Here is a 13,495-nt window from a genome sequence, read left to right on the forward strand (position 1 = left end):
GGCGTCTCATGAACTGTTACAACTACATTGCCTAAAGAAGCCTGGATAGCCTGGATAACAGGATCAAGGTTATAAACACCAAAACCGTCGTTGTTCGTATCACAGATCTCAAGCGGTGCAGGAACTGAAGCAATGGGCGCTGGGATAACTTCTAATACCACAGGGGTAATAGTGAAACAACCGGTTTGGGCATTTTCTACTCTGGCATAAACAATTTGTAAATTATTACCGGTATAGGCAGAATCAGAAATGGTATTATTTCCACCAATTTTAGCGGCTTGAAGCGTTTCATAATATTTTACGCTGTTTCCTGTTTGATTTTGAGTGATTTCTCCGTTTTTTTGAGACAACTTAAAAACGCCTGTGTTAGGCGAAATTCCATCACTGCAAGCGAACAAAGGAGTAGGAGTGTTAATTTGAGGTGTTTTTATCCATAGAACAATCTGTCCAATGCTAAAACAATCAGTTGCTAAATTATGTTTAACCCTTACATATATAGTTTCTCCATCGGTAGCAATATACCCATTTGTGAGGCGGGCTGTATCATTTTGAGCATCAGACAATAGTTTATAATAAGTAATACTATAGTGTGATAAATCAGTATCCTGTATTGGAACAGCATTAAGCTCGAGTAACGGAATATTTAGAAATTGACTATTAGATAGCAAATTTTTAATAAAATCAATTGTGTTAATTGTTGCAGTTGTTGTATTTTCTACATCGGGGCACATAACATAACGAAAAGGATTGCCGTCAGGGTTAAGTACAGGGCTTCGTAATACCTTAAGAGAAAATGAAGCTATTTCATAGCATTCAGGATATAACAAATTGTAAACACGGGCATATATTATGGCATTGACAGAGCTATAAGTTTGAGGCAATGTTATCTCGGTACCCGGAGTACCATTATTTGCCAGGGCAACGGTAGTATAATAATTAACACCAAATTTTACCGGATCCTGACTTCCTAAAATAAGAGCAGTATTCTGCGTTAAATCAAAAGTACCTGTGGTACCATTCTGATTGCAAATTGTCATATCTACTTTTCCAAGCACCTTTGGTTTAATAATTCGCATGGTTTTAAACTCAACAGTTTTAAAACACCCAGTTGCAGTATTTGTTATTTTTGCAATTATTGTTTGGAAACTTAAAGTATGTGTTATTGAAGTAATTGCATTTCCATTAGCTAAGTCGGTTTGCGAGGCATAATAAGTTACAATCAGTACTGTAGGAATCTGATTCCCTAAAACAGCAGGAGTTTGCAATACTAAATTAAAAGTTGCGGGATCATTATCTGAAATACAAATTTTTATATCATTCGGCTGATTGGCAATGGGAGAAGCTATAATGAGAATTTGTTTAGAAAGGTTAATTATATCCGGACCCGCATTTGTAGTGAAACTAACCGTTACATTATAAGTCCCTCCTGTTTGATAGATATGTCCAGGATTTATCTCGTTTGAAGTTGTTCCATCACCAAAATTCCAATTGGCACTTACAATTGCAGCACTCATTGTGATTGAAAAAAGGGTTGGACTACCGGTACAAAATTGCTCAGCTTTAATATCCTGTAAAAAATATCCTTGTATAAAAGGAGGTAACCCACATTCACTTGTTTTTCCTCCAAGATTAACTCCATTACCCACAAAATTAGATGCGGCACCTATTTCATTTGGATTATTTATAACCCCCAAATGATTTTCAAATCTTTTCGCAGCATAAATTTTACCATCTAAAGCCAGCTGTAATCCGCCGTATTTATTTTCTGAAGTAATTTGTTTTACAGATTGTTTTATTGCTGCCAAATTACCCGCAGTTAAATCATATTGATAAATTACTCCATAGAAATCACTGCTGTAATACAGTTTTTTATTATCACCTGAAAATTCTACTCCATAAACCGAATAGATATTTAATGTCATTGCATTTGATAGTGCTCCTGAAGTATTATTAAAATCAAATAATTCTAGACCCGTATTTGTGCCCAAAAGTACTCCACAGGCAATTTTTTTACCATTAGATGAAGACTTCAAATAACCAATTGCTCCTGCACCAAGGTCGATCGTATGAATTTTGCCTACACTACTTATTATGGGTGTTGTATTTACACCATTGTTATCAATTAAGTAGCTTACATATTGATTATTACCCATTCTATGTGCAACAACCCATATTTTTTCGTTATCCGAATGCTTTACGGCAGTAAGTTTTTCGGCAGTGAGAAAACCAGGGTCTAAAGCTATATTTTTAAGAGCTGTAACAGCTCCATTTCCACCGTTTAAGGACATATCAACCTGGGTATAGCGTAAACCATTAGCTCCTGCTTCTTTTGGGGTTGTAAAAATATAATAGATATCGGGATTGCCTGGAGCAGGTATTATGATTGCTGATTGTGTACTGGAAGGATCTCCCATTAATCCTGTTCCGTTTAGGATAATCTGATGGTTGAAATTGTAAACAGAAATTCCATCGGTATATATACGCAATTGTCCTGTAGATGACGATATAGAAGCGCAGCCTTCCAACTGATCCATTTGGCCATTAAGTAATGGAACCGGACTTCCCGAGTTAAAATCGAGTCCGGCTTTATTTCCAAAATACCAGTTAGCAGCCTCTTTCTGAGAAAATAAAGAAAGGCTGGTAAGAAGTATAATTATTAAATATCTTTTTTTTAGCATAGCAATTTTATATTAAACCATATTAATCATAGATTCCCTTAATATGGATATTAAAAAAAGAGTTTTTTATAGCCTTTAGGAGTGATCACTTCCCAATCTTTTGTATTTATATACATTGCAGGATTTGGGATATAGCACCAGCATTTTAATAAAAATAAATTCTTACCAAAATGTGACCATTGGTCTACTTCAAAATCAAAATATCCCAGCTCTACCAGATTTCGTTCGTTACCATAAATTAATACGGTTTTACTAAAACTCGGATCGCTCTCATCCCGTACAGGTTTTGTTGCCATAGGAAAAAATATAATCTTGTTCACCATAATTATACGTTTTTGATAAGTAGACGGGTAATTCTTTTAATTTATTTCTATATAAACAGGCTACCGGTTGGATCTGATTCATCCGGGCAACCTGTTACTCATATTTTATTCTTGCCTGTTAATGTAAACCCAGCCAGTTTGGCTTTTACCATCGTTGCTCTCCATCATATAGTAGTAAGTACCCGTAGGCAATTCATCCCCTTTGTCGGTTTGGCCTGTCCATTCATTAGTATAATTAGATCTATTATACACTTCAACTCCATAGCGGTTGAAAATACTCAACTGGCTAACGTTAAACCCTGAAAGATCGAAAAAGTCATTTTTACCATCTCCGTTTGGAGAGATACCGCGAGGTATCTGACAATTGCCTATTTTAATCTCAAGCTCACTAATTGAAGCGCATCCTTCTGTATTTTCGGCAAGTACATATACAATAGTAGCTTCGTTAATAACATAAGCCGTAAAGTTTGTAATGCTGTTTACTTTTTCTGAAGCATCTTTTTTATTGGTATAAAAACTGTAAGAGAGTCCGTTTTGTATTTCTTTTGTAATAGTTTCCAAATTAAAAGGCGAACATCCTGTAAAATCAAAAGTATTAGGAAGGAGTGATGATTCTGTAAGGATCAAATCGAAATCAACGATAGAAAAACATCCAGTGTCATTATTTTTAATTTGAGCATACATGGTTTGTCCAGCTGAAGGAAAACTTGTTGTATTCGGTATAGGATTATTACCGATTTGTGCATCTGTACTACTTATAAAATAAGTGATAGTATATTCATTTGGATTCAAACCTCCCAAAATACTTTCATTTTGCGTTGACAAATTAAATAATGATGCTGCACTGGCTTTTTTACATTGCTGCATGTCTTTAGGAGTAACCGCTTTTGGAAGTGGATTAACCAGTAAGTTAAACTGAGAAACAGATTTGCATCCTGTTTCTTTATTAGTTACTGCGGCATAAATAGTTTGTACTGATGATGAGAAATTTACTGCTGCAGGAATAGCATTTATGCCATTTTTGGCCTCTGTAGCATCAGTATGATAGCTAACAGTAAATGCCGTTTGATTTTGTCCGGCAAGTATTACAGAATTTTGTTGCGTAAGATCAAAAATTGCTGAACCTGTTACACCTGCACATTCTTTAAGATTGTTTGCTGTACCTATTTGTGGGAGTGGGTTAATTTTAAGAACAAGTTCAATAATGGCTGTGCAGCCAGTACCAGTATTTGTTACAACAGCATAAATGGTTTGTCCGACAGTTAAAAAATTATTTGAATCTATGATAGGAGTATTCGAATCTAAATCTGCTTGTGATGCATAATAGGTTACAGTAAAACTGTTTACATCCTGTCCGTTAAGGATAGCAGCATTAAAACCAGTTAAGTTGAAAGAAGCTTTACCAGTACCGTCATTACATAGTGCAAGGTCCTTGGCTAATGGTGCAGCAGCAGTTGGGGCTGCAATAATTATAACCTCGGTAACAGCTGTTTGAATCGCACCATTACTGGTAATCTGAGCAGTAACGGTATATGTTCTGGAAGCAGTATATGTGTGCGAAGGAGCTATATCCGTAGAACTAGTGCTATCTCCAAAATCCCATGTTATTGAGGTTATACCCGGTATGCGAAGTGTTGAAAAGGTAACCTCTTTACCTGAACACTGGCCATTATGTAAAATCCCTGATTTAAAATAATCTGTAATAAAACTGGTTAAGCCATATATTGCATTTTTTGGTGCCAGACTCAATTCATTCAAGACAAATCCGCAGGCATCTCCAATATTATTAGGGTTATTAATAACGCTTAATGTTCCGTTATCCATAGCCATATAAATTTTACCATCCATACCCGTTTGCAAAGCTCCATAGCTGGAAGAAAAACTGAAAACCTGTGATATGTTTACATTTGAATCTTCAAAAGCGGTATTATCGGCAGCAGTAAGATCATATTGGTGTAAACGGCTTGGAGTTTGCTCCGTAACATAAAGAAGTTTGCTGTTAGGTGAAAATTCAATTCCGTATGCCCCTTTCAATCCTCCAAAATTAAGAGATTGACTTAAAGTAAAAATTGGTTGAGAAATTGTACCGGTATTATTATCAAAATTAAATACTTGTAAAACAGAAGGGACACCTGCAAATCCTACACCATGATAGGCCATAGCGATCTTTGTTCCATCTGGGGAAACTTTCAAATATCCTCGTTTGTGCGGATTTTGGTTTGGTATGCCTCCTGGTACCGGTGCAGATGTCATACCTACGCTACTTATAACAGGTGTTGTGCTAATTCCATTACTATCAATTAAATAAGAAACAAAATCTGAACTGGAGGCTTTATGGGATATGATCCATATTTTATGTTTGTCTGCATGGTAAACAGCAGTAACTTTTTCATCAATATCTAATTGAAGTAGAACATTTTTTGTGGTGTTTATTGCCCCTAAACCTCCATCCAATGTCATATCTATCTCTGAATAAGTAAGGTTGTAACTATTAAACGTCGAAGACCCGACCTGAAAAAGATAATAAAGGTTTGGATTTCCGGGTCTTGGAATAATTAGGGGTGATTGTGAACCGGGAACACCTTGCATATTATTACCATTAACCATAACATTATGATTAGTATTAAAAATATCCTTATGCGTTGCATAAAAAAGAAGATTACCTGTAGGAGACGATATAGTGGCTGACTCAGAACTGCTGAACAATAGATTCGGGTTATTTTGCTGATTGTTAGTTAAAGGTGTGGGAGGGACTGTATTAAAGTTTAGCGCTGCTTGTCCAAAGTACCAGTAAGCGGCCTGTTTGCCTGTCCAAAGCCCATCTTGCCATTGTGCATGCAGCATTGAACCCGTTAATAGCACTAGTAATACGAGAAATCGTTTTTGTAATAGTTTTTTCATAGTAGTCAGTTAATAGTTTAGTAAATATTTGAGATTAATAATAGTATAGCTAATCATTGTTATTATTTCCTAATTGCCCAGACATTGAAATAATATTTAATGATTATTATCGTAAAGTGATGTTGAATCGACTTCATAATACCCTTCACCCTACATTAGAATTAACCATAAGGTTAAATTTCCAACACCACTTTTACGATAATTAAGATTATAGAAGCATTAAGTTTGCACCACCTGAATATTTCTTATCCTTCACAAATTTTGTTAAATGCATCTAAACTCCTTAAAAAAATGCAAGAATAACGGGGACATACTGTTGGAAAACTGGGGACTTCCAGTATTTACTGATGTTTACAAGATGTTGTGTGTTTTACTAAAAGTTTTAATATTTAAAAATATTAAAGCGTATTGTTTAGAATTATGATAATTTAAATCTAAAAAATAAAGATATTTCTCCCTTTGAAACAAGTGTGCAATAAAAGAGAAGCTATCTTTTTTTTAAATTACAAGGCATAAGAATACATTTGTCTTTGAGTAGGACTAAAGACAATAGAAGGATGTGAAATTTGAAATTGTAAGTAAGCTTTAGGTTAGTTTAATGATGTATTCGTGTAAATCATCAGGCTCTATTTCCATTTTTTTAGCGATACGCTGCTTTCTTTTTTTACAGGCTTCCAAAGTAATATTTAGAATTGTACTGATCTCTTTCAAATCAAGATTCATATAAATATAGCATATGAAACGTAGATCCTGTGCAGTTAAAAGAGGATGTCTCTCTTGAAGGGTTTTTATAAAATCAGGATTTACTTTTTCAAAATAGGCAATGAAATCGTCCCATTCGGCATCGGTTTTAAGGTATGATTTCAGTGTTTTCATGTAATTAGCTATCTCATTATTTTTAGCAACTTCAGGAATTTCTGATAGTGAATTCATTACCTCTGCTATAAGTTCATTACGACCGGTAAGATATAAAGCCTTTGCACTTAACTTTCTATTTTTTTCGGCAATATTATTCTTTAGGTTTTCCATTTCCAGAGTGAATATTTTTTGCTGATTTTCGGTTATTATTTTCTCCTGCTTTTGTTTGGTAATTCTGTTTTTAAGTACTCTGTATACAGAGAAGAAAATAAGCAGGGAAGAAATAATACAAATAATAAAAATGATTCTTTCTGCTTTGTGCTTTTCCTGGTTTATACTAAGCTCCTTTTGATATTCCTGGAATTTCAGTTTTATTTTGTTAGTTTGATATAAACCCTTATTTATTACACCAGACATTGAATCCCGGGCTATTATAACTGAGTCTTTATATTTAAAAGCAGTATCATAATCTTTGTTCTTTAAATAGAGGGTTGATAACTGGTTATATAGATTAAAACGATATTCGATAGACTGTGACTTATTCAGTCCTTTTTTTGCATATACTATAGCAAGATCTGTTTTATTCTGTTTTGCATATATTTTAGCCAAAAGATCGACAGTTCCCATATAAACATCAGTATCATTTTTGTTATTTATATTTGGAATTAACTGTTCCATCATTTTTTGCGCTTCGGTTAGCTGTCCTTCAAGCATTAGGCTTTCAGCATAATTAATTTGCCATACTAAGGATTGCGGCCTTGTTTTTGGACTATTTTTAATGCTCATAAGGCATTTTTTTGCCTCAGTAACATTGTTTAAACGGTTATAAATGTCTGACAGGTTTATTGTAAGGGTTACCTTATCATATTTTATGTTTTTATCTTCTACCAGACTTAATGTCTTTTTATAATAATGAAGGGCATTAGGATAATCTTTTTCCAAAGCATAAAGTACTCCAATATTATTGAGTACTTTAATTTCTAATTCGGGATTGTCTTTTGCAAATTCAAGTGCTTGTTTATAATTATTGAGGGCTTCACCAGAATTAGATAAATATCGGTAGGCAATTCCAATACAGTTTTTTATTGAAAATAATTTTTCAGGGGTTGGATTCTTTTCAACAATGGCCTCGGCTTTAATAAAATATTCTAAAGCATCAGGATAATTGCCATTATCTATCGATTTTTTGCCTTTATCTTTTAAGTTCTCATATTCCTTATCTTCCTTATCAAGAACTTTTGTTTCCTGATCCTGAGCAAATGCAGTGGCAGCAGAAATTATAAAAACAGAAAGGAATAATAAATATTTTGAAAGGGTACTCATAGTCATGGTATTAAACTTTAATCGATTTAGCGGGTAAATTTTTAAGTTAGTTTAATGATATACTCATGCAGGTCATCCGGCTCTATGTCCATTTTTTTTGCAATACGCTGTTTTCTTTTTTTACAGGCTTCTAAAGTAATATTTAAAATTGTACTGATTTCCTTAAGATCAAGATTCATATAAATATAGCAGATGAAACGAAGATCCTGTGCCGTTAAAAGAGGATGTTTTATTTGAAGGGTTTTTATAAAATTAGGATTTACTTTTTCAAAATAAGCAATAAAATCATCCCATTCGGCATCGGTTTTAAGGTATGATTTAAGCGTTTTTATATAGTTGGCAACTTCTGTTTTTTGAGCCACTTCAGGTATTTGTGATAGGGAATTCATAACTTCTTCTATAAGTTCGTTACGTCCTGTTAAGTATAAAGCCTTGGCACTTAAATTCCTGTTTTTTTCAGCTATATTATTCTTTAAGCCCTCAAACTCGAGATCAAAAATTTGCTGTTGGTTTTCAGCAATTATTTTTTCATGCCTTTGTTTGATGATTCTGTGTTTGAGTCCTCTATAAATAAAGAAAAAAATGAGCAGAGTAGAAGCAATACCTATAATAAAGATGTTCCGTTCAGCCTTATGTTTTTCTGTGTTTACAACAAGTTCATTTTGATATTCCTGTACTTGCAGCTTTACTTTATTGGTCTCAAAAAGTTTCCTATTGACTAAAACAGTCATTGAGTCTTTAGCAATCAGAACAGAATCTTTATATTTAAAGGCAGTTATATAATCTTTGCTTTTAAAATATAATTGAGAAAGTGACTCATAGAGATCGACTGTGTCATGCATTTCCTGTGAATAACGCAATCCTTTTTTAGCAAACAAAATTGCTAATTCTGTTTTATTTTGTTTGGCATATATTTTCGACATAAGCTGTACTACGCATAAATAGCAGCCACTATCCTTTTTTTTATTTACTTTATTTTCCAGATTTTCCATTAAAGCCTGGCTTTCATTTATTCGTCCTTCTAAAATTAAGCTTTCAGCATAGTTTATTGTCCAAAATTGTTCTATTCTTTCTGACTTGGGAAATGATTTAACTTGCATTAAAAATTTTCTGGACTCTTTAAAATCGCCCATTTTATTATAAATATCAGAAATATTAATTGCTATATAGGTTTGATATTCTGTATTCTTATCTATAATGGCATAAGCTTTTTTATAATATGTAAGAGCGTTTTTATAATCTTTCTCCCCTAAGTAGAGTAGAGCAATATTATTTAAAACCACTATTATATTTTCTGGTTTTCCAGTGTCTTTTGCGTAATGAAGTGCTTGTTGATAATAACCGATTGCCTCTCCATAATTAGACAAGTTGGAGTACACATTGCCAATGCTGAATTTTGCTTCAAACAACTTGTCTTTCCATTGCTTTTTTTCAGCTAAAAGTTCTGCCTTTGTAAAAGCTTCTAATGCTTTTGTATAATTGCCTTTTTGCATTAATCTAGAGCCATCCGATATTAATTTCTGGCAATCCTGTATAGTTGCTGGCTGCTGGTCATTGGCAAATAGCTGACTTGAAGTGACTATTAAAAGAAGAAGGGGAATTATGAATGAAGCTCTAAAAGCAGTATTGATATTCATAGTAGTAAGCTTATGTATTATAATAGTAAGTAGTAGTAATTTAAATTTTACGCGTCGAAATAACAAATAATAGTAATTTATTCATAAGATACTTGAGGGGTAATACTAAATATACAAGCAAATAAAGGCTTTCTTTATAAATTTGGTTGAATTTAGTTTAATTACCCTTTAAATTTTGGTTGAATTTCTTTTCTAAAATTGTCGATTGATTTAATACTCTCTTTGAATTTTGGCGAAAAAGCGGCCTTACGACATTACATTATACCTAACTGATGCTTTAATGATCGCTAAGGCTCTTATTTTGCTTATTTTGACGTCTTTGTCCTGATGGTGTCTATTTTGGCTCACAAGCTTTATATAGCCCTCTTTCTCCGATTTCTGTACATACTTTATGGTTACAAGTTCCTCGCCTCCTACATCAATAGAAAGTAAATACATTTCACCCCAAAAAATGTCATTTTCAATATCATGTATCTGTTTATAGGCTATTATATCGCCGCTCTTTAATAAAGGGTACATACTATCCCCCGTTACAAACAAAGCCCCGTCACAGTTCGGTAAATTAGGAATACTTATAAAGTCTATAGGCGTTTGACTGTGAATGTTATCAAGTAACTTAACAAGCCCCGCCGTTGCCTCCATGCTATATAATGGTATTACCTGCGTTTCCCGGTTCTTATCAGTCTTCAGACGGAAATCTTTTGAAACAGTCACGTTTTTTTGAATATTTGGTTCTGTACTTAAAATGTGACTGTTTTTGTGACTGTTTGAATTAGTCACATTTTCTGCATTTTTGGTTTTTATCATTTCACCCTCTCCTGATAATAACCAGTCAACATTAAAATCATGATAATTATCAATGATTAATCGTAATTTATCCACTCCTAAACTACTCCCGCTGTCTAAAAAACCTACAGAAAGCCCGGTTTTTATATAAAACTTATTCTTGCTTATCCCCTTATATTCAAGGTATTGAAGTATTTTTTCTTTATCGGTCATGATTTTTATCTTGATAATTGTTGGAGTAATGATAATTATCTTTATATTTGTTCTTGTAATATTTAACAAAGAAAGTCAAAAAACATGAGTACAGAAAAAAAATTTACGGACGCCTACTATCACGGCACTGCGACAATAGTTGCAGAAAAAACAAACGTAACCCCAAAGTATGTAAGTGATGTTCTTGCGGGTAAGTATGACGGTCAAGGATTTACAAAGAAAAGAATTGCGACGGTAAAGAAAATTAAAGCAGCCGCCGAAAATTTTAAAAGACCAATAGCATCATGAGAAAAATGATAAAAAGGATTCTCGCACCACTGGTACGAGAAATCATAGAGGAACAGAAGGACAAAACCCCGGTAGCGGTCTTGGTTACTGCTCAAATTCTGAAAAGTCTGGAAGCTTGTAATCAGCTATAACATCATTGTAATGTTTGTTGAACTCTTCCTGTAATTCGGGGGTGTTAATAACCATCTTTTTTAGAGCCATTACAATTGCTCCCATCCTTAACTGAAGCTGCATATCCTTAGGCAACTTTTCTAAATTATCCATACCACTACTTATTAAGATTAGACACCCCAAATGTAGTGATTTTCCCGGATGGCATACTGAGCGGTTCGAGTCCGCTCCGGGAACAAATAAAATGACTTACCAACACAAATGAACTTTAAGCAAAACGACATTCTAATAAGAAAAACCTCAGACGGCCAAACTACATGGCTGAATGAGCGTTTAGTCGTTGAAGTTTGCGGTATTTCTAATGATTACTGTCGTAAAATTAGAAAGGACTATAAAAAGTCTGTCCAAAACTGCTATCAAAGGTTTAATATTTTACCCGCATCCGGTAAGGCTTGGCGTTGGGCAAAAATTAACGGGCAGTTCTATTATGATCTTGATTTTATCCCGAACCAAAAACCTAAATACTATCGTGATCTATTTGGTGATAAAAGCGACCTTATAGAAAGCTTTACTACTTACCAAGCAAATCAGGACAGCAATATTATTGAAAGCCAATTTAACGGCTATATAAAAGCCAATGAAAAGGACTTTTTACATTGCTACCTAGATTGTACTAAAGAACAACAAAAGGCACTGGCTAAAGCTTGCGCCGTTTTGGAATTTAGTGTTAAGTACATTCAGGAAAACGAGTTCAGGACAAACAACGAGGGTTATAAGATACTTGCCGACCTGATCGAAAAGAACGAACTGCGTTACCTGCCTAAAAATTACAGAATTTTAAAGGAGAAAGTAACCGAAATTATAGACAATGGCCAAGCCATTGCCGATGTTATACAATTGCCACGCGCCGGCAATACTAACGCTGTTGAATACAACGACCCGGAAGTATGGAACTGGGCAATGCAATTGACCGCAATGGGTCAGAACTATTCTAACGACTGGAAAACCCGAAAAATACAGGATATGTGCGCTATGACAGGTAAAAAAGTACCGTCACGCCGTTGGTTCGGGCAAAACATATACGAACAACACAATACCAAGTTTTTAACGGCTTCACAGCGATTTGGCAAGGGAACGACTAAAGCATCGATATATGACGGCTATATACCGTTTGATAACGCCCTGTTTGCGGGTGACTGCTGGCAGGTTGATGCGACCCGTGTGAATATTATCTCCCACAAAACCAATGAGGGTGATAAAAAGTTCTTATACATCATAGCTGTTAGGGATGTTCATAGTGGTGATATACTTGGTCAAAGCTTTGACTATAGTGAAAACCGTTGGAGCGTAATAAACGCGGTTAAAATGGCTGTTCAGTCTGCCGGGTATATTCCTTACGAGATCGTATTTGACCGTTTCCCCGGACATAATACTGATGAGGCTAAAAGGCTTATGGCATCACTTAAACAGCTTGGCGTAAAAGTAACTATTGCACACGACGCCAATGCTAAGGCATCATTAGAGCGTTGGTTCGGGACTTTACAGTCAGTATTTATGGCCGACAGTCAGTACTATTATGGTGAGGGTATCAAATCGAGACGATTACATGCTCACAGAAGCCCGGAATACATAGCACAACTAACTAAGGAAAGCGATAAGGCTAAATTTGATCTTGTGGAGGCTTACGGTGAGTCTGAGAGTATTGTTAACGCTTACAGAACTACAGCATACTCTTACTACTCAAGAAAAAACAAGCACATTAATAAGTCTCCAAAAATGCTACATGACGAGTCCGACAAACCGCATGTACAATGGTTAGAAAATCACCAAATCTCAATGATTTTCGGACTTAAGAAAAAGATCAAAATACGTAACGGCTTAATCAAAACCGAGATACAAAACATTGAATTTATCTATCAGGTAAATGACTACCAAATATTAAGCAACGAACCTGAGGTTATAATCAGTTACGACATGGAAGATTTAACTTTTGTCTACCTGTTCAAACCTAAAGGCGATTACCTCATACATCTTGGAGAAGCTGAACAATTTAACCGTATTCAAAAATATGGCCCACAAGCTGAGTTTAACCGCGTAAACACTGAGAAAATAAGGCTTGCAGAAATTGAGAGACTTAGACAGGAAGAGCTAGAAGAGAAAAAAGGGTATAACAATGATGTTGCCCTAATGTTAGGCCGCTTTACGAATAAGTATGAGGCTGAAAATGCCGAGACCGTACACCTTTTAAATTCCATTAAAAATACTGAAAATACACCTATAAAAAAAGCTGTTGGTAGTGGTTACAACACAGCCAACAGCCAAGAAATAGATATTAATTCTCTAACAAAAAATCAATACTAACTTTTAAATCCTTTTC

Annotated in this window: 9 protein-coding genes; 2 read left to right on the top strand and 7 right to left on the bottom strand. The window is 34.6% G+C overall.

Going from position 1 to position 13,495, the window contains the following annotated elements:
- The 6 genes from EPI11_RS17455 to EPI11_RS17480 form a co-directional block, all read right to left on the bottom strand.
- Positions 1 to 2,678: PKD domain-containing protein (locus tag EPI11_RS17455; RefSeq protein WP_128391280.1), on the bottom strand; the 2,678-nt coding region annotated here is incomplete at its 3' end.
- A gap of 50 nt (positions 2,679 to 2,728) precedes the next feature.
- Positions 2,729 to 3,001 (bottom strand): hypothetical protein, encoded by a 273-nt coding sequence (locus tag EPI11_RS17460; protein WP_164879203.1) that lies wholly within the window; start codon positions 2,999 to 3,001, stop codon positions 2,729 to 2,731.
- A gap of 105 nt (positions 3,002 to 3,106) precedes the next feature.
- Positions 3,107 to 5,902 carry a T9SS type B sorting domain-containing protein gene (locus tag EPI11_RS17465; RefSeq protein ID WP_128391282.1) on the bottom strand — a complete coding sequence of 932 codons (2,796 nt, stop codon included), beginning with the start codon at positions 5,900 to 5,902 and terminating at the stop codon, positions 3,107 to 3,109.
- A 585-nt stretch (positions 5,903 to 6,487) separates the two neighbouring features.
- A complete protein-coding gene (locus EPI11_RS17470; protein ID WP_164879204.1) occupies positions 6,488 to 8,083 on the bottom strand; it encodes a tetratricopeptide repeat protein in 1,596 nt (531 codons plus the stop codon).
- Between the two features lie 41 nt (positions 8,084 to 8,124).
- On the bottom strand, positions 8,125 to 9,720 hold the full coding sequence (locus EPI11_RS17475; RefSeq protein ID WP_128391284.1) for a tetratricopeptide repeat protein: 1,596 nt from the start codon (positions 9,718 to 9,720) through the stop codon (positions 8,125 to 8,127).
- Between the two features lie 246 nt (positions 9,721 to 9,966).
- Positions 9,967 to 10,719 carry a S24 family peptidase gene (locus EPI11_RS17480; RefSeq protein WP_128391285.1) on the bottom strand — a complete coding sequence of 251 codons (753 nt, stop codon included), beginning with the start codon at positions 10,717 to 10,719 and terminating at the stop codon, positions 9,967 to 9,969.
- Between the two features lie 84 nt (positions 10,720 to 10,803).
- On the opposite strand from EPI11_RS17480, the gene EPI11_RS17485 reads away from it, so the two are divergent.
- Positions 10,804 to 11,007 (top strand): hypothetical protein, encoded by a 204-nt coding sequence (locus tag EPI11_RS17485; RefSeq protein WP_128391286.1) that lies wholly within the window; start codon positions 10,804 to 10,806, stop codon positions 11,005 to 11,007.
- 84 nt (positions 11,008 to 11,091) lie between these two features.
- Here EPI11_RS17485 and EPI11_RS17490 read toward each other — a convergent pair whose 3' ends face one another.
- Positions 11,092 to 11,271 (bottom strand): hypothetical protein, encoded by a 180-nt coding sequence (locus EPI11_RS17490; RefSeq protein WP_128391287.1) that lies wholly within the window; start codon positions 11,269 to 11,271, stop codon positions 11,092 to 11,094.
- 108 nt (positions 11,272 to 11,379) lie between these two features.
- On the opposite strand from EPI11_RS17490, the gene EPI11_RS17495 reads away from it, so the two are divergent.
- Entirely contained in the window at positions 11,380 to 13,479 is a 2,100-nt protein-coding gene (locus EPI11_RS17495; protein WP_128391288.1) for an integrase catalytic domain-containing protein, read from the top strand.
- The last annotated feature ends 16 nt before the right edge of the window (positions 13,480 to 13,495 follow it).

The organism is Flavobacterium cerinum (assembly GCF_004028155.1).
Classification (GTDB): Bacteria; Bacteroidota; Bacteroidia; order Flavobacteriales; family Flavobacteriaceae; genus Flavobacterium; species Flavobacterium cerinum.